The following is a 19,314-nucleotide window of genomic DNA, read 5'->3' as shown; positions in this document are numbered from 1 at the left end:
GATGACCGTTATCGACACACCCGGCTTCGCACCGGCAACCACCACCGGCTGGACCTCGGCCTGCCGGCTCGATTATCTGATCCCCGGCCGCGGCGTGGCGGTGCTTCTCAGAGGCGGACGGCAGGCCGCGCTCTTCCTGCTGCCCGACGGCACGCTCTACGCCGTCGGCAATATCGATCCGTTCGGGCGGGCGGCGGTCATGTCGCGCGGCATCGTGGGTGACCGCGCCGGTGTGCCGGTCGTCGCCTCGCCGCTGCTGAAGCAGGCGTTCTCCCTGCTGGACGGCCACTGCCTCGAGGACGACTCGGTCGCACTGCCGGTCTACGGTGTGCGGGTCGTCGACGGGGTCGTCGCGGTGACCAACGAACCGGTGCAGTACGGCGGTACGCCGTGAGCGAAGCGCGACCCACCGAATTGAAACCCCTGGACGGCTTCACCATCGGTGTGACAGCCGCCCGCCGGGCCGACGAACTGGCCACGCTGCTGAGTCGCCGAGGAGCGAATATCGTTTCCGCCCCGGCGATTCGCATCATCCCGCTGGCCGACGACACCGAGCTGGAGCGTGTCACCCGGCAGTTGGTCGCCGATCCGCCGCAGATCACCGTCGCCACCACCGGCATCGGATTCCGTGGCTGGATGGAAGCGGCCGAGGGGTGGGGGCTGGCCGAAAATCTCCGGGACACTTTGGCTTCCACCCGGATGCTGGCACGTGGCCCCAAGGCCAAGGGCGCCATCCGGGCCGCGGAACTGCGTGAGGAATGGTCGCCGGCCTCCGAATCGTCGGCCGAGGTGCTCGATCACCTGCTGGCGGCAGGTGTCGAGGGTGTGCGCATCGCGGTGCAGTTGCACGGTGCGACCACCGAATGGGAGCCGGTACCCGACTTCTGTGAGGTATTGCGCTGTGCCGGCGCCGATGTCGTGCCGGTGCCGGTGTACCGCTGGGTGCCACCGGACGATCGCGTGCCGATGGACCGCCTGATCGAGAGCGTGGTCACCTCCGCACTGGACTGCGTCACGTTCACCAGCGCGCCCGCGGTGGCCTCGATGTTGATGCGAGCGAAGGAAACCGGGCTGCTCGAGGGCGTCCTGCAGGCGATGCGTTCCCGGGTGCTGCCGGCGTGCGTCGGGCCGATCACCGCCGCGCCGCTCGAGGAACTCGCGGTGCCGACGTCCATGCCGGGCCGGGCGCGGCTCGGGGCGCTGGCCCGCCACGTCGCCGAGGAACTTCCCCGGCGCGCCAACCGCATTCACGCCGCCGGGCACGAATTGAGCGTGCGCGGCGGCTGCGTCGTGGTCGACGGTTCGGTGCGCCAGCTCGCTCCCGCGCCGATGGCGTTGATGCGGGCGCTGGCCCGCCAGCCCGGCCGGGTGGTGTCCCGGGAGGATCTGCTGGCGGCGCTGCCCGGCGGCGGTGACGACACCCATGCGGTGGAGACCGGAATCGCCCGTCTCCGAGCGGGTCTCGGTACACCGAAGGCGATTCAGACGGTGGTCAAGCGCGGTTATCGGCTCGCCCTCGACCCCGCCGAATGCGTCGACAACACCCGCCCGCCGGTGGGGTACGCCCCGTCGTTGCGTCCGCAGCGACCCGCGCCCATGGCGGGGGTCTGGTGAGCGCCCCCGCGCTGGTGCTGGTGGCGCACGGCACCCGCAGTGCCGCCGGGGTGCGGATGATCGCCGCGGTGGCCGATGCGGTGCGTGCGGAGATGGGACGTACCGGCGCCGACGTGCCGGTACGGACCGCGTTCGTCGACGTGCTCGGCCCCACCCCCGCCGAGGTGCTGGGCGAGCTGAACGGTGTTCCGGCCGTAGTGGTTCCGGCCTTTCTCGCCTCCGGCTACCACGTCTACCAGGATGTCCCGCGCGAGGTGCGCGACAGCGGACATCCGGATGTGGTGGTGAGCCCCGCGATGGGCCCGGACCCGATGCTGGCCCGGGTGATGCGGATGCGGTTGCACGAGGCCGGGATGCGTCCCGGCGATGCGGTGGTCTTCGCGGCGGCCGGATCCTCCGACGCGCGGGCGCGCCACGATGTGCGCCGGGCGACGGCCATGCTGGCCGACGAGCTGGGGGTCGCGGTCCGCACGGCCGCTATCGCCACCGGCGAGCCGCGAGTACCCGATGTCGTTGCCGCCCTGCGTGAGTCCGGCGCCGAGCGGGTGTTCGTCGGCTCGTATCTGCTGGCGCACGGGCTGTTCCAGCAGCGCTTGCACGACGCGGGCGCCGACGGGGTCGCCGAACCGCTCGGTGCGCATCCGGCGGTGGTGTGCCTGCTGGTCGACCGATACCGCACTGCGGCGTCCGAATTCCTCACCACCGCCGCCTGATCCACGGCGATGGGGCCGGCGGCCGGTGTGGTGGCCGGCCCCTTGCCGGGCATCGGGAGATCAGACGCGGGGCGATGGTCAGATCGCCGTTGATCACCGTGTTGGTCATCTCGCGGGCGAGCATATTGTGCGGGAACCCAGGTTCGACGGCACTGGCCGCGTCCAGTCGATCCAGTTGCGCCGCATCGAATTCCACATCGAGGGCGCCCAGCTTGTCGGCGAGCTGAGCGGGGGTGCGGGCGCCGATGATGGGAGCGGTCACCGCCGGATTCCGCAGCGTCCAGGCCAGTGCGGTCTGCGCCGGTGTCCGGTCCAACTCCGCCGCGACCTCCTTCACCACCTCGGCGATCGCCAGGCCGCGCGCGTTCAGCGAACCGTTGGCCGGCGCGACGTTCTTGCGGCTGCCCTCCGGCGATCCCGCCGCCGAGGTGTCCAGATCGGCCTTGCTGTACTGCCGGTCAGCACACCGCTGCCGAGCGGCGACCACGGAATCACCCCGAGCCATAGGCACAGTGGTCCGCTGCGGAGAACTGCGGGCTATGCAATGATCACGAGGTCTGGTCGATCATACGGCGCAGTTGAAGGGGGGCGGGTCATGGAGCGTGCGACGGTCTACCGCTGGAACATCCGCAACGGCACCGGAGTGCTGACTCGGACGGACGGCTCACTGGCGTGGTTTCACTTGTCCACTGTGGACAAAGGTGACGTTTTCGCGCTGCGTGAGGGCGATCCAGTCGATGTCGAGATCGAGAATGTTCCTCAGGGGGAGTACAAATGTCGGGCGGTATCCGTGCGCAGGCACATAGAGTAAGCGTCGTATTTACAGTGCTGTCGGCTTGTGCCGCAGCGTTTCTGATTTCTGTGCCGCGCGCCGCTGCGGAGCCGGGAACAGCGGCAGGGTTTACGATTACCATCCGGGGGATCAAAGCTATCGCTACGAGGGGCAACACGGCACCTTCACGGGTGAGGCGATTTATGCGACGCAGAATGCGGACGGCGGAAATCGGTTGATTTGGTCCCTCCGTCTGTCGCCGTCTGTGCAGGCCGTCGTGCAAGGGCCGATGTCGTGCGGTGCTTCGGTGGTCGGCAAGAGCGGGTACCACGATTTCCATCCGTCGATCCCAGCGGACTACTGGTGGCATTCGGCGGTGACGGATCTGCAGTTGGATCGGACATATCGGCTGGAAGCCACGTGTGACTTCACGGCGACCAATGGACACACCACCGCGCCCGGCAATGTGCGGTACACCGTTGAGTTCACCCGGCATTCGCGCTGAGCGCACTTCGAACACTCTATCGGGGGATGGGCAACTCCTACGCCGATCGTCGAACGGACCGTGCGGGAGGAGATCGCCGGCCTGCGCGCCGCCTGGGCCGCCCATCCCGACGCGAGAAAATTCGCGAACTGTGTCGAATATGCGGGATCGGCCTCGACCAGGGGGTGACAGCGAGTTGGACACACACCCCAGGAGCGATCATGACCGACATCAGCACCTTCCTCTGGTTCGACACCGCCGCCGAGGAAGCCGCCCGGTTCTATACCGAGCACATTCCCGGCGGCCGCATCACCGGCATCACCCGCAACCCCGACGGATCGGCCTTCATCGTGCAGGTCGATCTGGCCGGACACGCGCTCACGCTGATGAACGGCGGACCCGGCCACCCCTTCACCGATGCGGCTTCCGTTCAGCTGGTGGTCGACGGGCAGGACGAGGTGGACCGGCTGTGGGCGGCGCTGACCGCGGGTGGCAAGCCGGGGCCGTGCGGCTGGCTGACCGATCGCTACGGCCTGTCGTGGCAGGTCGTGCCGGCCGAACTGCCGGCGTTGATGGGCGGCGAGCACGGGGCCGCGGCCGGCGCCGCGCTGCAGACCATGTCGAAGATCGATATCGCCGCGATCCGGGCCGCCGTCGCCGCGCACCGAGCCGCCTGCGCGGACGTCACCACCGGACCTTCCCGGTGGTGACGTCGGCGTGACGGGACCGGGGCCCGTGCGGTGGGATAGCCCGCAGGATGCGGACCGCCGGTGCCGGGCCCGCGGAGGTCACGGCCTGCGGACCCGGCCTCCCGGCGGACACACCCGCCGAGTGTGCTGCGGGGATCACGACAGGGTGGAATACTCCGCGTATGCACCGGCTCCCGCGCTGTTTTGCTGTCCTGTTCGCCGCCTTCGCCTCGATTGCCGCGATTGTGCCCGCGGTCGCCTCGGCAGATCCCGGCGGTCCCGCCATCGTCGACGTCCATCCGCTGGGCGGTCGCCAGTATTCGGTGGTGGTCTATTCCCCGGCGATGAACAAGCAGATCACCGTGTGGATGTCGCATCCGGATTTCGCGGCGCCGGCGCTGTATCTGCTCAACGCCGTCGACGGCGGCGAGGACGGCGGGCCGTGGACCACCCGCACCGACGTCGCGCAATTCTTCGCCGATAAACCGGTGAACGTGATCGTCCCGATGGGCGGGCGGGCCAGCTACTACACCGACTGGAAGTCCGACGATCCGGTGCTGGGCCGCAACCAGTGGACGACGTTCCTGACCCAGGAGCTGCCGCCGCTGCTGAACTCGCGGTTCCAGATGACGGGCCGCAATGCCGTCGCGGGCACCTCGATGTCGGCGACCTCGTCTCTCGATCTGGCGATCGGTGCGCCGGGTCTGTACCAGGCGGTCGGCGCCTACAGTGGGTGCCCGCTGACCAGCGGCCCGATACCGCAGGCGTATGTGTATTCGCAGCTCGGCGTCTTCGGGGCGAATGCCGGGAATATGTGGGGCGTGCCGGGTGATCCGGCCTGGGTCGCTCACGATCCGGTGGCGAACGCCGATCGTCTGCGCGGAACGGCCCTCTACATCTCCTCGGGCAACGGAGTGCCCGGCATGCACGACACCCTCGCCGATCCCTCGATCGGCGGCAACGCGGGCGCGCTGGCCAACCGGGTCGCGATCGGCGGCGTGATGGAGAGCGTGGTCGACTCGTGCACCGGGCAGCTGACCGGTCGCCTTGCCGCCCTGGGTATTCCGGCGACGGTCGTGCACCGCAACGGCACCCACGCGTGGGTGTACTGGCAGGACGATCTGCACGACTCGTGGTCGGTCTTCGCCCCGGCGCTGGGAGTGTAGGCCGGATTCCGGTCAGCCGGCCGTCTCCGCCGGTCCGGACGTGGTGCGGCGAGCCCGGTCGAGTTCCCAGTACGCGCGCAGGGCGGCGATGCGGCCGTCGGCATCCACCCGATAGGTGAACACCCCGTCGACCTCGACGGTGACCTCCCGCCGGATGCTGGTGATGGTGCCGACGAAGGCGACTTCGGCGCCGCAGGCGTAGGAGTCGCGCATCCGGAACGCGATATCGCTCTCGGCGATGGCGGTGTCCCAGAACGCGGCGATGGCATCCCGGCCGCGGTGGCCGTTCCCGGCGGGGTCGTACGGCGATCGGCCGATCGGGTCCTCCACCACCGCATCCGGAGCGAACAGATTCAGCCAGGTGGCGCGGTCCTTGGTGCGTACGGCGTGCTGGGATGCCAGTCCCGCCGCCCGAGCCGGATGGTCGGTCATGATTCTCCTATCGGCAGGCGGCGACGACGGTCTCGCCGTAGTGGGCGATCGCCTCGATCTTCTCGGCGAGACTGCGGGTATCCGGCGCGGTGTCGTGGACGCTGCGGAAGCCGACGATCACATCGGTCACTCCCGAGGCGGCCAGATTCGCGATGCCTTCGGTATCGAAGGGGTTACGCGATACCACGTGGACTTGGAATTCGGACGTTCGTGCGGGCGCCGAAGTCTCGTACTCCGAACGCAATGCGGCCAGGCGGCGCAGGAGCGCGGCCAGTTCCTCGGGGGTGCCGCCCGCGTGCATCCACCCGTCGCCGCGCCGGACCGCGCGGCGCAGCGCGGCCTCGCTGTGCCCGCCGACGAGGATCGGAATCGGTGTGGTGGGGACCGGAGTGATCTCCACGGCGGGCAGGTCGTATATCTCTCCGCGATAGGCGAATTCGCCACCGCCGCTCAGGCCGCGCACGATGTCGATCCCTTCGTCCAGACGGGCGCCGCGCCGCTCGAACGGCACGCCCATCATGGCGAAATCCTGTGGCCACGGGCTGATTCCGACTCCCAGCGAGAGTCGGTTACCGCTCAGCACCGCCAGCGTCGCGGCCTGTTTGGCCACCAGGACGGGCGGGCGCACCGGCAATTTCAGCACGAACGGTGTGACGCGCAGCGTGGTCGTGGCCGTGGCGATCGCGGTGGCGGCGATCATCGGCTCGGCAAAAGGCTTGCCGCGCAGGAACTCTCGCCGTCCGTCGGCGGTATACGGATAGCGCGGGTCGCCGTCGCGGGGATAGGCCAGGCTGTCCGCCAGGCAGATGCCGGTGAAACCGGCCTGTTCCGCGGCCCGCGCGAGGTCGACCCAGTGCGCGGGATCCCCGCCTGCCTCGGCGAAATGGAAACGCATGACCGCCATGGTGGCCGCCGGCCGCGGCGTGGTGGGCCGGCGGCCCGGTCAGCGGCCGTCCGGGACGACTCAGCGGGCCGGCGGGTTGACCCGGCACGCGCCGTGGTTCAGCGGCCCACCCGCCGGCGATAGGTCACCTTGTCGAATTCGCGGCCGTACTCGTCGACGGCCACCACGTCCATCTCACTGGCGAAGAATCCCGGCCGCACGTCGACCCGGATGAACGAGTAGTTGCGGAACCGCACCCGCGACCAGGGCGCGGCCTCGTCCTGTTTGGTGCCCGCCGGTGTCCACACGTAGCTGTTGGGGACCGTGGTGTCGGGCACCTCGTGGCCGCGGTAGGTCTCCGGGGAGCCGGGCTGGAAGCCGTAGCGGGGACGTCCGCCGCCGCCCACCGTGTAGTAGACGGTGCCGTCCACGTCCGGGTAGACGATCGAATTGTCGCCCGCCGCCTTGGTCGGGCGGCCGCCGCGGATCGGGTCGGTGCGCTCGAAGATGTGGTTGTGACCCTGCAGCACCAGGTCGACCTGATAGCGGTCGAACAGCGCGCACCAGGCATCACGCAGACCGCCGTCGCTGGCATGCGAATCGGTGGTCGAGTACGCGCAGTGGTGGAAGAAGCAGACGATGAAGTCGATGTCCGGATTCGCGCGGTACTCCGCGAGAGTCCTTTCCACCCAACTGGTCTGGGCGCCGCTCGAATAGCCGGTGTTGGCCTTGATCTCGTAGGAGACGTCGTTGGCGTCCAGCGACAGCACCGCCACATTGCCGTAGGTGAACGAGTACGCAGACGGACAGCCCGCGGGCCCGTTGGCCGGAAGGTCCAGGCGGGCGAGATGTCCGCCGTACCCGTGGGTGTCGTAGGCGGCCTCCATGTCGTGGTTACCGGTGGCGAACATCCACGGCGTGGTCGAGGCGCTGGATTCGATGGCGCCGAAATACACGTCCCACACGTACGGATTGAACTTGTCGAATCCGTCGGGCAGCTTGTCGCCGGCGGCGACGTAGCGCGGCTTCTTACCCGCGCCCGACGGGTCGGCGTAGGCGATATCACCGGCCAGCACATGGAAATCGGGTTTGCAGGCCACGATCTGGCGCATCACGTTGTCCGCATGCGGGACCGCCGGGTCGTTGTCGGGCTTGTAGTACTTGTCGTCGTAGTCGCCCGGTGCGACGCCCGCCGGCTGGGTGGGCGTGTCGTCGGTGCCCTGATCGCCCATCATGGTGAACCGGAAGGGCAGGACCGCGTTGCGCACACTCGGCATCGCCGTCGACGCGGCGCGGATGTCGCCGACGAATCCGTCGGAGGTACGCCACCGGTAGAAATGCGGCAGCCGTCCGGGCAGGCCGTCGACCGGCGCGTGCACATAGAACTGTTCCGCGGCGAGGACGCCGCTGTCGCCGGTGGGGATCTGGGTCACCAGATCGCGCACCTCCGCCTCGATGCTCGCGCCGAGCGCCGGGGTCGGGCCATGGTCGAGGAAGACCTTGGTGCCGCCGGGGTTTCGCGACAGCTGCGCGGCGAAGCGCAGCTGGCTGGCGGCGTCCGGGCCGTAGCCGACATGGCGGCCGCCGACCGCGAGCTGCGCCTGATCGGCATAGGCGCGTCCCGCGAACGGCGAGGTGCCGACGGCGGCCACCGCGGCGGCCGCGGCCGAACCGCGCAGGAAGTTCCGCCGCGACACCGCATGCCGCCGCAGATATCCCCGGTGCCATTCGTGCTGTTCGGCCATCGTCATGGTGGCGGCCAGCTGCTCGGGGATTCCGGTATCGGGGATGTCACCGGCAGGATTCAAGCGATTCCGCATGAGGTTGGATGCTGGTCCAACCACCGGACCGGAGCAACCGTTACGGGTTCCCAAGGGCGCGAATTCTCGGTGAATTCTTCGGACCGGCCGCCGCGGCATCGCGGCCGTATCTGTCGGTGCCCGGTGTGAGAATGCCGTATGGCCTATGACGAAGAGTTGGCGGATCGGATCCGGGACCTGCTCGGGCCCGCGGTGACCGAGACGGTCGAGAAGCGCATGTTCGGCGGGCTGGCCTTCCTGGTCGGCGGCAATATGGCGGTGGCGGCCAGCGGCCAGGGCGGACTGCTGGTGCGGGTCGATCCCGCGCAGGCCGAGGAGCTCATCGACGGCTCCGCAGTCGCGCCGATGGTGATGGGCGGACGGGAGATGCGGAACTGGCTGCGGGTGGCTCCGGAATATCTCGACGACGACGAGGTGCTGCACACCTGGCTGGATCGCGGGCTCGGATACGCCCGTACGCTCCCGCCCAAATAACCGGAAACGTTGTCCGGCAGCGTTATTCGGGAGCCTGCAGGGCGGGGAACCAGATATCGGTGAGGACTTCGGCGGCCGCGGCCGCGGTGACCTCGATCGTGCCCTGCATCGCCCACCGGGTGAAGAAGCGTTCCAGCTGCGCTACGAGTAGTTCGATGCGCAGGCGCGCTTCGTCGCGGCGGCCCTCGGGCCAGCGCGCCAGATAATCCGGCATCCCGTCGGCGAGTTGCATGATGCCTTCGCGCGCGAGGTCGCGGAACTCCGGTTCGAGGGCGGTCGCCTCGTCCCAGGCGGGGAGCAGATCCTTGTTGTCGAAGAACCACTCGATGGCCCGGCGCATCCACGTGGTGAACTCCGCGCGGGAGCCGGTGGCCAGGACCCGGTCCAGATCCCGGTAGAAGAATTGGACGCTGGCGAGCGTGCCCTGTTCGGCGATCGCCCGCAGCACCTCGGTCTTACCGGTGAAGTGCAGATAGAACGTGGCCCGGCTGCAACCGACCGCGGCCGCGATGTCGTCGACGCGCACGCCCAGGTAGCCCTCGCGCACGAACAGCTGCCGCGCCTCTTCCACGATGCGCATCCGCGTCGCCCGCTTCTGCTCATCGCGCAGCGATCCACGCCGGGTGGTCGATTCCGAAGGCATGACGTCGATGATAGACGCTCGCACACTCACTGGACGCCGTGTCCAGTGAGTGCTACCGTGTGTGCCACGTCACGTCCGGCGCTGCGCCGAACGCCGCGGTGAGGAAACAGAACATGCGCGCATTGCAATTGACCGGGCCCGGCACGCTGGAGCTACGCGAGGTCCCCATCCCCGAGATCGGACCCACCGATCTGCTGTTGAAGGTCGGAGCGGCCGGCATCTGCCATTCGGACTCCTTCGTTCTCGGCTTGCCGTTTCCGCTGCGCGAGGATCCGCTGACGATGGGGCACGAGATCGCCGGCACCATCGAGGCGGTCGGCAGCGAGGTCGACGGTCGTCGCGCGGGGGAGCGGGGCCTGGTCTATCTGTGCTGGTCCTGTGGCGTGTGCCGGGAATGCGTGAGCGGTAACGAGAACGTCTGCCTGGCGGCCGGTCGCACCGCGATGCCGCCGTGCCCCGGCCTCGGGCCCGACGGGGGCATGGCGGAATACGTTCGCATTCCGGCGAATTCGTTCGTGCCGATCGGCGAGCTGGACTTCGCGAGGGCGGCGCCGCTGGCCGATGCGGCGCTCACGCCGTATCACGCCATCCGCGGTGCCGCCGACCAGTTGCGGCCCGGCGCCACCGCCGTCGCGATCGGCATCGGCGGGCTCGGACATGTCGCGGTGCAGATCCTGAAGGCCACCACGGCGTGCCGCATCATCGCGGTCGACATCTCCGCGGAGAAACTCGAGCTCGCCACGGCGTGCGGCGCCGATCTCACGCTGACGGCCGACGAGAAGACCGCCGCCCGCATTCTGGACCGCACCGACGGCCGGGGCGCGGAGGCCGTGTTCGACTTCGTCGGCAACGACGCCACCGCGAAGCTCGCCGTCGAGTCGGTGGCGCCGAACGGCGCGTATCGGATGGTGGGACTCGACGGCGGAATTCCGGGCATCGACGCCGGGCCCGCCGGTGGGCCCGGCCTGCCCTGGGGCGCCACGGTCCGAAAGTCCTACGGCGGCACCAGAAGTGACCTGTACGCGTCGGTGGCGCTCGCGCAGCGCGGCGCCATCGACGTCTCGGTGGAACGTTTCGACCTCGCCGAGGGGCCCGCCGCATTCGAACGACTCGACCGGGGACTGATCCGCGGTCGCGCCGTGCTCATCCCGTAAGCAGAAAGTGAAGGTTATGACGCGAGCTGCCGACCCGCAGGCCATCGCCGCCCGGATCACCGCCGAGCTCACCGGTCCCGGTGGGCCGTTCGAAATGGCGGTCGAAGAGGTGCTGGGCGCGCCGATTCCGGTGATGCGCAACCGGCGGCGCAGTATGGCCGAGCTGTTCCACGCGGGCACGGCCTGGGGTGACCACGACTATCTGGTGACCCCGGACCGCCGGATCACCTTCGCCGAACACGGCGCCGCGGCAACGGCTCTGGCGCGCGCACTCGCCGATCGATACGGTGTCGGCAAGGGCGATCGGGTGGGGATCCTCGCCGCCAACACGCCGGAATGGGTGACGACGTTCTGGGCGGCGCAGGTGCTCGGCGCGATTCCGGTCGGATACAACGCGTGGTGGGCGCCGCGTGAAATCGCCTACGGTCTGGAGCACACCGCGCCGACGGTGGTCGTCGCCGATGCCAAACGCGCCGCCCTGTTGGCCGAGGTGGGCAGCGATATTCCGGTTCTCACCATGGAATCCGATCTGCCGCGGCTGATCGCCGACCATCCCGGCCCGGCGCCGGAGGTAGCGATCGCGGAGGACGACCCGGCGGTCATCCTCTACACCAGTGGCACGAGCGGCCGGCCCAAGGGCGTGGTGCACACCCAGCGCAACCTGCTGGCGGTCTGCGACTATCACCGATTCACCGATGCCATGGCCGCCGCCTTCCGCGGACAACAGCTCGGCCCCGGGCCCAGCGACCGCCGATTCCTGTTGACCTCACCGCTGTTTCATATCGCCAGCCTGCACAATCTGATCATTCCGCGGCTGGCCACGGGCGCGACCGTGGTGCTGAACACCGGCAGCTTCGACCCGCAGCGAGTGTTGTCGCTGATGGAACGGGAACGGGTGACCAATTGGGGTGCGGTGCCGACGATGGTCAGCCGCATGCTCGAACACGACCTGTCCCGCTACGACCTGTCGAGCCTGGTGGCGTTCTCGCTCAATGCCGCCCCGTCCTCGCCGGCCTTCCATCAGCGGTTGCGCCGGGAACTGCCGATGGCCGAGGTCGCGCTCACCACCAGCTACGGCCTCACCGAAAGCGGCACCGCGGCAACGGTTGCCACGCCGCCGGTCCTGGCCGCTCATCCCGAGACCGTGGGCATGCCGATCATTGGTGTCAGCATCGAGATCCGCGATCCGGACAACAGGACGCTGCCCGATGGTGAGGAGGGCGAGATCTGCGTGCGCAGCCCGTACGTGATGCTCGGCTACTGGAACGATCCGGCCGCCACCGCGAACGCCATAGACGCCGGAAGATGGCTGCACACAGGTGATTTCGGTGTGATCGAGGAGGGCCGGCTGCGCTTGTCGGGGCGGCGCTCGGATCTCATCCTGCGCGGTGGCGAGAACGTGTATCCGACCGAAATCGAGAATGTGCTCGACGAGCATCCCGCGGTGCTGGAATCGGCGGTACTCGGTGTGCCGCACGCGGATCTGGGACAGGAGGTGGCGGCCGTCGTGGTCGTCGCCGATCCGGTCACCGTGAGCGAGGACGAACTGCGGGCCTTCACCGCCGAGCGGCTCGCCTACTTCAAGGTGCCGGCCCGCTGGGTGATCACGGCGCAACCGTTGCCGCGCAACGCGACCGGCAAGGTCGTCCGGCGCGAGATAGAGATCTGACGCGCCCCGCCGGGGCGGGTGGGTGAAAGAGGAACTGTCATGTACGACAGCATCATCAAGGGCGGCACCTGGTTCGACGGCACGGGCGCGCCGTCGGCGGTGCGCGACGTGGGCATTCGCGACGGGCGGGTGGCCGCCGTCTCGGCCGAGCCCCTGGACGAATCCGGCTGCGACACCGTCGTCGACGCCACCGGCAAATGGGTGATCCCCGGGATGCTCGACATCCACACCCATTACGACGTGGAGGTCCTGCTGGATCCGTCGCTGTCGGAATCGGTGCGCCACGGTGTCACGACCGTCCTGCTCGGCTCCTGTTCGCTGTCCACCGTGCACGTCGACGCCGAAACCGCCGGCGACCTGTTCGGACGGGTAGAAGCCATCCCGCGCGGGCATGTGATCGACGCCGTCGGCGATATGAAGACCTGGCGGAACGCGCACGAATACGTCGCGGCTCTGGAAGCCTCGCCGCTGGGGCCGAATGTGGCCGCATTCCTGGGACATTCGGATATGCGCGCCGCGGAGATGGGCCTGGACCGCGCCACCCGCACCGAGGTGAAGCCGACCGCCGGTGAACTGCGCGCCATGCGCCGGCATCTGGACGAGGCCCTCGACGCCGGATTCGTCGGCATGTCCTCGCAGCAGCTGATGTTCGACAAACTCGACGGCGAGACCTGCCGCTCCCGGACCCTGCCCTCCACCTATGCGACGCTGCGCGAACGGCACCAGCTCAATGCGATCCTGCGCGCACGCCGGCGGGCGCTGCAGGGCGGCCCCGATGTGGCGCGGCCGCAGAGCCTGCTGGCGATGGCGCTGTCGAGTCTCGGAATCGGGCAGCCGCACCTCAAGGTGAGTCTGCTCTCGGCGGCCGATATCAAGGCGATTCCTCTGGTGGCGCACGTGTTTCCGGCCTTGGCGCGGGCGATCAACGCACTCGGCGGCGACTTCCGCTTCCAGCATCTGCCGGTGCCGTTCGAGGTGTACGCCGACGGCATCGATCTGGTGGTGTTCGAGGAATTCGGTTCCGGCGCAGCGGCATTGCATCTGTCGAATCAGCTGGACGAGCGCCACCGGATGCTGCAGAGCGAAAGCTATCGCCGGCAGTTCCGCAAGGATTACGACCGAAAATTCGGCCCGCGGGTGTGGCATCGCGACTTCTTCGACGCCGAGATCGTGGAATGTCCGGACAGTTCGGTCGTCGGCAAGACTTTCGGTCAGGTCGGCGTGGACCGCGGGGGAGTGCATCCGGTCGACGCGTTCCTCGATCTGGTGGTGGAGTACGGGCCGAAGGTGCGCTGGCGCACCACGATCTCCAACCACCGGCCGCGGGTGCTGGATCGCTTCGCCGCCGACCCCGGTATGCAGCTGGGTTTCTCCGACGCCGGTGCGCACCTGCGCAATATGGCCTTCTACAACTTCGGGCTGCGGCTGCTGCGCCGGGTGCGCGATGCCGAGCTGGCGGGCCGCCCGTTCATGTCGGTGGAACACGCGGTGCACCGGCTCACCGGGGAACTGGCCGACTGGTACGGGCTCGACGCGGGACATCTGCGGGTCGGGGATCGCGCCGACGCCGTGGTGATCGACCCGGCCCGGCTGGATGCGGGACTCGAACGCTATACCGAACAGACGATGCCGTGCTTCGGCAATCTGTCGCGCATGGTCAATCGCAACGACGACACGGTGAATGCCGTATTCGTCGGCGGCCGTTATGTTTTCGGCAACGGTGCGGCCGCGCCGGTGCTGGGATCGCAGCGTACGGGGCGCTTTCTGACCGCCGCGTGACCGGGGTGCCGGCTCGGGTGAGCCCGGATGCTCAGCCGAGGTCGCCGAGTTTGCGGTGCAGGACCGCACGCTCTCGGTCGTTGCCGCACAGGCGCACCGCCAGCTCCCACTCCTCGCGGGCTTCACCCGTGCGGCCCAGGCGGGCGAGCAGTTCGCCCCGAACCGTCGGCAGCAGTTGGGAATTCGGCAGCGCGCCCTCGGCGCGGAGACCGTCCACGATCGCGAGCCCGGCGTCCGGGCCCTTCGCCATCGCGACCGCGACCGCCCGGTTCAGCTCGACCACCGGGGACGGGGCCAAGCGGCCCAGAGCTTCGTAGAGGCTCACCACGCGGTCCCAGTCGGTGTCGGCGACCGAATCGGCGACGGCGTGGCATTCGGCGATCGCGGCCTGCACCCCGTAATAGCCCAGCCCGCGACCGACCTGTCCGGCGCGGGCGAGGGCGGCGCGTCCGCGCCGGATCGCCGCACGGTCCCAGCGCCGCCGGTCCTGATGCTCCAGCAACACCGGCTCACCGTCGGTCCCGGTGCGGGCCGGGAATCGAGCGGCGGTCAGCTCGAGCAGTGCCAGCAGTCCGTACACCTCCGGTTCGTCCGGCACGAGGTGGGACAGCACCCGCGCCAGCCGCTGTGCCTCCCCGGCCAGATCGAAGCGGATCAGTTCGGTGCCCGAGCTCGCCGACGAACCTTCGGTGAAGATCAGATAGATCACGCTGAGCACCGAGCTCAGGCGGGCAGGGCGCTGCGCCGCCTCGGGGACTTCGAACGGAATATGTTCGGCGGCAAGCGTTTTCTTCGCCCGGGTGATCCGCGCCTGGACGGTCGCGGCCGGAACGAGGAACGCTTTGGCGATCTCGTCGCTGGTGAGACCGCCGACCACGCGCAGCGTCAGGGCCACCCGCGCCTCCCGGGAGAGCACCGGATGACATGCCGTGAAGATCAGAGCCAGCACGTCGTCGTCGATGCGATCGGGATCCCACAGCGGTTGCGCCGCCGCGCGCATCGGATCCGAACCGGGCCCGCCGGTCAGCGTGCCGCCCTCACCCAGCTCGTGGGCGAGGGCGGCGTAGCGATCGTCGAGGGCGGACCGGCGGCGGAAGGTGTCGATCGCACGCCGCCGCCCCACCGTGAGCAACCACCCGGCCGGATTGCGCGGTGTCCCCTCCCGTGGCCAGGTGACCAGTGCTTCGGCCAGTGCTTCCTGCGCCAGATCTTCGGCCAGGGCGAAATCGCCGGTGTAGCGGGCGAGCGCGCCGACGATGCGCGCGGATTCGATCCGCCACACCGCGGCGACCGCCTCGCGTCCGGTGGGATCGGCCGTCATCCGGGTGTTCCGTTCAGAGCTGCCCGGTGGCCTCGCGCCACGCCCGCTCTTTCTGGATCCATACGTTGTCCTGCGGGAATTCGTCGATCGTCGGCACCCGCCGGATCTCGGTCTTGCACCCCTTGACGATGACCGGCATCCGCTTCGCCCACTCGATCGCCTCCTCCTTCGAGGCGACGTTGAGCAGGTAGAACCCGCCGAACAGTTCCTTGGTCTCGCCGTACGGACCGTCGGTGACGACCGGGGTTTCGGAGTCGTAGTCGACCACCACACTGTCGGCGGGGTCGAGCCCCTCGGCCGCGAGCAACACGCCCGCCCGGATCAACTCGTCGTTGAACTTGCCCATCGTCTCCAGCACAGTGTCGAAATCGACCTCGCCCATGCTCGCGTAGGCCTCGTCCGTGGCGCGCATGATCAGCATGTACTTCATGGTGTGTCTCCTTCGTCTCGCGGATCCCCTCCGGACCCTCTCACCCCAAGGTCGAACGGCACCCACTATGGATCGACACGGCAGCCGAAATTTTTCGAAAGTTTTTTCCGGCCCGGATTATGGCAGGTAGGCGGGGTCCTCACCCCTTGTTCGTGGTGCGCAGGGCCCAGGCGAGGACGCCGAGGGCGCCGGTGTTGGCGAGGGCTCGCAGGATGTTGAGGGTGATCCAGGGGCCTTCGAACTGGTGGCGCAGGGTGGCGAAATCGCCGGAGGAGGTGTCGGCGAGCTGGTTGTTCAGGGGCACGTTGCCGCCCGAGGTGATGAGGAAACTGATCACGTTCAGGGCCAGGGCGAGCAGCACCCACCACAGCACGGTGCGCTGATCGGTGCGCCAGTACAGCACGGCGGCGAGGCCGGTGAAGGCGACCGAACCGAGGAAGCTCAGCATGAAGACCGGATTGACGATGACGGTGTTGATCCGGTTCATCACGTCCACGAAGGTGCGGTCGTCGAGCTGACGCAGCGCGAGCATCACCGAGCTGGCGTAGGCGTAGAAGACGCCGGCCAGCAGGCCGGTGGTGACGGTCGCGCCGATCAGGGAGCCGGTCGCGAAGCCGGAGGTGGTCGAGGTGGCGGTGGCGGTGGTCGCTGTCATGCACTCAGTACACCGGGAAACGGTGAGCGTTCCCATGGTCGGAACGCTCGCTCCCATACGCGAGCGTCCACGAATGCGGTGGACCGGCCTGAGAGAAGGGGTTGCTCAGTGCGCGAGGGCGTCCAGGGTCGGGCGGATGATGTCGTCGGCGATCCGGTGGGCGACTCGGTCCGGGTACGGGGCGGGCGGGTTCAGTACCAGGTGGGTGAATCCGGCTTCGATCAGTTCGAGCAGCGTTTCGCGTACGCGGCCGGGGTCGTCGTAGGAGATGGGCAATTGTGCCGAACGGGTGATGTCGGCGGGGTCGCGGCCGATCGCCGCGCAGTGGTCGTCCAGTGCCCGGCTGCGTGCGCGCAGCGTGTCGACGCCGGTCAGCGGCGGTCCGATCACATTCCACAGATCGGCGTGAGCGGCGACGATCGGCAGGGTGGACGCGCCCGAACCGGCGAGCAGGATCGGCGGATACGGCCGCTGGACGGGTTTCGGATCGCATTGGGCGCCGGTGAGAGGGAAATGGTCGCCCGGGAAATCGAACACCTCCTCGGTCCACATCCGCCGGATCAGGACGCAGGCCTCGTCCAGTCTGCTCACCGCATCGCTCCAGGTGCCGACCGGAATTCCGTACGCCGCGTATTCGGGCGCCACCATCGTCTCGAAGCGGGGATCGTTGCGCGGAAACCCGCCGACGCCGATCCCGAAATCCAGCCGGCCGCCCGAGATCACGTCGACGGTGGCCGCCATCTTCGCCGACAGCGCGGGATGGCGAATCCTGTTGTTGGCCACCAGCAATCCGAGCCGGAGTCGTCGCGTCTGCGCCGCCAGCGCCGCCAGCAGTGTCCAGCCCTCGAGGACCGGCCCCGCCGACCGAAGTCCTTCCCGCGGCACACCGTCGTGTCCCGGCAGCCCGACCGCCGCCCGCGGCAGCAGATGGTCGTACAGCCAGGCGTGCTCGATCTCCGGTATGCCGTCGGCCTCCAGCCACACCCGCAGGATGTCGGCATAGCCGACGTGCGCGGGTGTCGTCTTGATGCCGAAACTCGGTGTGGGCCTGCCCGAATCGCTCATACCGGCGAACCTAGACCGTGGAGTGCTCTCCAGGTCAAGGGCTGCCCAACAGCCGAATCAGCGCGACGGCGGTAGTACCGGGCTCTGCCAGGCGCGGGCGTACTTCTTCTTGTTCGCCACATCGACGGGTTTGCTGCGGTACACCACGTAGGGGCGGACCAGATAGCCGACGGGTGCGCTGAACATGTGGACCAACCGCGTATAGGGCCAGACGGCGATGAGCGTCAGCACGATGAGCCCGTGCGCCTGGAAGGTCCAGGGTGTGCCGACCATCAGGTCCGGTTGCGGATGCGCCGTGAAAAGGCTTCGGAACCACGGTGATACGGTCTCGCGGTAGTTGTAGGTGCCCCACAGCAGATTGCTGCCCACGGTATTGAGCAGCCCGGTGATCAGCGCGGCCGCGAGCAACACGTACATGAACGTGTCGTTGGTAGTGGTGGCCTTGCGGACGGCCGGGACACGCACGCGACGATAGGCGAGGATCGCGATACCGGCGATCACCGCCACGCCCGCCACCGTGCCCGCGGAGACCGCGATCAGGTGATAGAGGTGTTCGGATATGCCCACGGCATCGGTCCAGGACTCCGGAATCAGGACGCCCAGAACGTGTCCGCCGATCACACCGAGCATGCCGAAGTGGAACAGCGGACTGCCCAGCCGCAGCAGCCGCGACTCGTAGATCTGTGAAGACCGTGTGGTCCAGCCGAATTGGTCGTTGCGATAGCGCCACAGGTGGCCCAGCACGAACGAGGTGAAGGCGATGTAGGGCAGGGTCGCCCAGACGGTGGATGTCATCGTCGGTCTCCGGATCCGGCGAAAAGCCCTGCGGTGGACGAGTTCCCGGCGGCGGGCGGGGAGTACAGGTCGGGGTTCATGGCGGGATGCATCGGCTCGCCGTTCAGCGAATACGGTTCCAGCCCGACGTCCTCGTCCGGCGGGCCCTGCGCGGCCAGTTCGGCGATCCGGCGACGATCCGCCGTGGTGGGCGGGGGCAGGGTGGCGAGGACGGCGGCCAGGGCTCCGGCATACGGCGAATCGCTGTCGGTGAGCGACAACCGCAACATCTCCAGTACCGGGACGTGTTCGCCGAGCAGGCGTTCACCGCCGATCGGGTCGACGGTGGCCGCGAACTCCAGCAGCACCGGAAGATGATCGGGCAGTTCGCGATCCGACAACTCCGCCCCGGCGTGCCGATAGGCGTGCTTGAACCGCAGCAGCGCCATACCGCGCTTGCGGGTGTCACCGTAGGCGTAATAGGTCAGATGCAGACTGGCGCGCCGGCGCAGGTCGAAGGTTTCGACGTAGTCGCGCGCCAGGGTGAGCGGTGCGGTGCCGGACAGGTGGGTGAGCGGCCGGAGGAGATCGGTGCGCACCGGCTCCGGGAGGGCGGCCGCCGCCTCGGAGAGGTCGGCGAGGATGGCCAGGGTGTCCTCGCCGGGGTAGTCGAGCACGAGTGCCGCGATACGCCAGACCAGCCGGCGATCACGGTCGGACATCTCGACCACGGGTGTGGGCCGGCGTCTCAGGGTCAGTAGTCCCACGGTGAGCTCC

Annotated in this window: 21 protein-coding genes; 10 read left to right on the top strand and 11 right to left on the bottom strand. The window is 68.7% G+C overall.

Annotated elements, in window-relative coordinates; translation table 11 throughout:
- The first annotated feature begins 1 nt into the window (after position 1).
- Genes nirD through NA3_RS11415 form a run of 3 tightly spaced genes read left to right on the top strand, consistent with a single transcriptional unit; the run spans position 2 to position 2,327 of the window.
- A complete protein-coding gene (gene nirD / locus NA3_RS11425) occupies positions 2–394 on the top strand; it encodes a nitrite reductase small subunit NirD (RefSeq protein ID WP_062963474.1) in 393 nt (130 codons plus the stop codon).
- On the top strand, positions 391–1,614 hold the full coding sequence (locus tag NA3_RS11420) for a uroporphyrinogen-III synthase (protein ID WP_227995354.1): 1,224 nt from the start codon (positions 391–393) through the stop codon (positions 1,612–1,614). The genes nirD and NA3_RS11420 overlap by 4 nt, the downstream gene beginning before the upstream one ends.
- Positions 1,611–2,327 carry a sirohydrochlorin chelatase gene (locus tag NA3_RS11415; RefSeq protein WP_062963473.1) on the top strand — a complete coding sequence of 239 codons (717 nt, stop codon included), beginning with the start codon at positions 1,611–1,613 and terminating at the stop codon, positions 2,325–2,327. The genes NA3_RS11420 and NA3_RS11415 overlap by 4 nt, the downstream gene beginning before the upstream one ends.
- On the opposite strand, the gene NA3_RS11410 is transcribed toward NA3_RS11415, so the two are convergent.
- A complete protein-coding gene (locus tag NA3_RS11410; protein WP_227995353.1) occupies positions 2,311–2,814 on the bottom strand; it encodes an aldo/keto reductase in 504 nt (167 codons plus the stop codon). The two genes, NA3_RS11415 and NA3_RS11410, sit on opposite strands and share 17 nt — an antisense overlap.
- Before the next feature lie 349 nt (positions 2,815–3,163).
- Here NA3_RS11410 and NA3_RS36830 point away from each other — a divergent pair, with 349 nt between their 5' ends.
- The 3 genes from NA3_RS36830 to NA3_RS11390 all read left to right on the top strand — a co-directional run bounded on the left by NA3_RS36830 (position 3,164) and on the right by NA3_RS11390 (position 5,438).
- Positions 3,164–3,604, top strand: a complete 441-nt coding sequence (locus tag NA3_RS36830; protein WP_128145107.1) for a hypothetical protein — start codon at positions 3,164–3,166, stop codon at positions 3,602–3,604.
- Positions 3,605–3,804: 200 nt separating this feature from the next.
- Entirely contained in the window at positions 3,805–4,293 is a 489-nt protein-coding gene (locus tag NA3_RS11395) for a VOC family protein (RefSeq protein WP_062963469.1), read from the top strand.
- Positions 4,294–4,454: 161 nt separating this feature from the next.
- Positions 4,455–5,438, top strand: coding sequence for an alpha/beta hydrolase (locus NA3_RS11390; protein ID WP_062963468.1), 984 nt, complete (start codon positions 4,455–4,457; stop codon positions 5,436–5,438).
- A gap of 12 nt (positions 5,439–5,450) precedes the next feature.
- On the opposite strand, the gene NA3_RS11385 is transcribed toward NA3_RS11390, so the two are convergent.
- The 3 genes from NA3_RS11385 to NA3_RS11375 all read right to left on the bottom strand — a co-directional run bounded on the left by NA3_RS11385 (position 5,451) and on the right by NA3_RS11375 (position 8,573).
- On the bottom strand, positions 5,451–5,870 hold the full coding sequence (locus NA3_RS11385; protein WP_062963467.1) for a nuclear transport factor 2 family protein: 420 nt from the start codon (positions 5,868–5,870) through the stop codon (positions 5,451–5,453).
- 7 nt (positions 5,871–5,877) lie between these two features.
- Positions 5,878–6,765 (bottom strand): TIGR03619 family F420-dependent LLM class oxidoreductase, encoded by an 888-nt coding sequence (locus tag NA3_RS11380; protein WP_062963639.1) that lies wholly within the window; start codon positions 6,763–6,765, stop codon positions 5,878–5,880.
- A gap of 107 nt (positions 6,766–6,872) precedes the next feature.
- The gene (locus NA3_RS11375; protein WP_062963466.1) at positions 6,873–8,573 is read right to left on the bottom strand and encodes a metallophosphoesterase family protein; all 1,701 of its coding nucleotides are present in this window, start codon (positions 8,571–8,573) and stop codon (positions 6,873–6,875) included.
- 138 nt (positions 8,574–8,711) lie between these two features.
- Here NA3_RS11375 and NA3_RS11370 point away from each other — a divergent pair, with 138 nt between their 5' ends.
- Complete coding sequence (locus NA3_RS11370) at positions 8,712–9,047, top strand: TfoX/Sxy family protein (protein WP_062963465.1); 336 nt, start codon at positions 8,712–8,714, stop codon at positions 9,045–9,047.
- A 22-nt stretch (positions 9,048–9,069) separates the two neighbouring features.
- On the opposite strand, the gene NA3_RS11365 is transcribed toward NA3_RS11370, so the two are convergent.
- Positions 9,070–9,690, bottom strand: coding sequence for a TetR/AcrR family transcriptional regulator (locus tag NA3_RS11365; RefSeq protein WP_062963464.1), 621 nt, complete (start codon positions 9,688–9,690; stop codon positions 9,070–9,072).
- A 113-nt stretch (positions 9,691–9,803) separates the two neighbouring features.
- Here NA3_RS11365 and NA3_RS11360 point away from each other — a divergent pair, with 113 nt between their 5' ends.
- The 3 genes from NA3_RS11360 to NA3_RS11350 are packed head-to-tail and all read left to right on the top strand — an operon-like array spanning position 9,804 to position 14,292.
- Positions 9,804–10,844, top strand: coding sequence for an NAD(P)-dependent alcohol dehydrogenase (locus NA3_RS11360; RefSeq protein ID WP_062963463.1), 1,041 nt, complete (start codon positions 9,804–9,806; stop codon positions 10,842–10,844).
- 16 nt (positions 10,845–10,860) lie between these two features.
- Complete coding sequence (gene casG, locus NA3_RS11355) at positions 10,861–12,513, top strand: steroid-24-oyl-CoA synthetase (RefSeq protein ID WP_062963462.1); 1,653 nt, start codon at positions 10,861–10,863, stop codon at positions 12,511–12,513.
- 39 nt (positions 12,514–12,552) lie between these two features.
- On the top strand, positions 12,553–14,292 hold the full coding sequence (locus NA3_RS11350) for an N-acyl-D-amino-acid deacylase family protein (protein ID WP_062963461.1): 1,740 nt from the start codon (positions 12,553–12,555) through the stop codon (positions 14,290–14,292).
- A 31-nt stretch (positions 14,293–14,323) separates the two neighbouring features.
- On the opposite strand, the gene NA3_RS11345 is transcribed toward NA3_RS11350, so the two are convergent.
- The 6 genes from NA3_RS11345 to narJ all read right to left on the bottom strand — a co-directional run bounded on the left by NA3_RS11345 (position 14,324) and on the right by narJ (position 19,304).
- Positions 14,324–15,613, bottom strand: coding sequence for an RNA polymerase sigma factor (locus NA3_RS11345; protein ID WP_062963460.1), 1,290 nt, complete (start codon positions 15,611–15,613; stop codon positions 14,324–14,326).
- A gap of 13 nt (positions 15,614–15,626) precedes the next feature.
- The gene (locus NA3_RS11340) at positions 15,627–16,043 is read right to left on the bottom strand and encodes a YciI family protein (protein WP_062963459.1); all 417 of its coding nucleotides are present in this window, start codon (positions 16,041–16,043) and stop codon (positions 15,627–15,629) included.
- A 139-nt stretch (positions 16,044–16,182) separates the two neighbouring features.
- Positions 16,183–16,698, bottom strand: coding sequence for an anthrone oxygenase family protein (locus NA3_RS11335; protein ID WP_062963458.1), 516 nt, complete (start codon positions 16,696–16,698; stop codon positions 16,183–16,185).
- A gap of 105 nt (positions 16,699–16,803) precedes the next feature.
- Complete coding sequence (locus NA3_RS11330) at positions 16,804–17,763, bottom strand: LLM class flavin-dependent oxidoreductase (RefSeq protein ID WP_062963457.1); 960 nt, start codon at positions 17,761–17,763, stop codon at positions 16,804–16,806.
- A gap of 57 nt (positions 17,764–17,820) precedes the next feature.
- Complete coding sequence (gene narI, locus NA3_RS11325) at positions 17,821–18,558, bottom strand: respiratory nitrate reductase subunit gamma (protein WP_062963456.1); 738 nt, start codon at positions 18,556–18,558, stop codon at positions 17,821–17,823.
- On the bottom strand, positions 18,555–19,304 hold the full coding sequence (gene narJ, locus NA3_RS11320) for a nitrate reductase molybdenum cofactor assembly chaperone (protein ID WP_084491487.1): 750 nt from the start codon (positions 19,302–19,304) through the stop codon (positions 18,555–18,557). The genes narI and narJ overlap by 4 nt, the downstream gene beginning before the upstream one ends.
- Positions 19,305–19,314 lie beyond the last annotated feature (10 nt).

The sequence above is a fragment of the Nocardia africana NBRC 100379 genome, assembly GCF_001612635.1.
Lineage (GTDB): Bacteria > Actinomycetota > Actinomycetes > Mycobacteriales > Mycobacteriaceae > Nocardia > Nocardia africana.
Note: the sequence above shows the minus strand (reverse complement) of the source record. Positions and strands in the feature narration are given on the sequence as shown.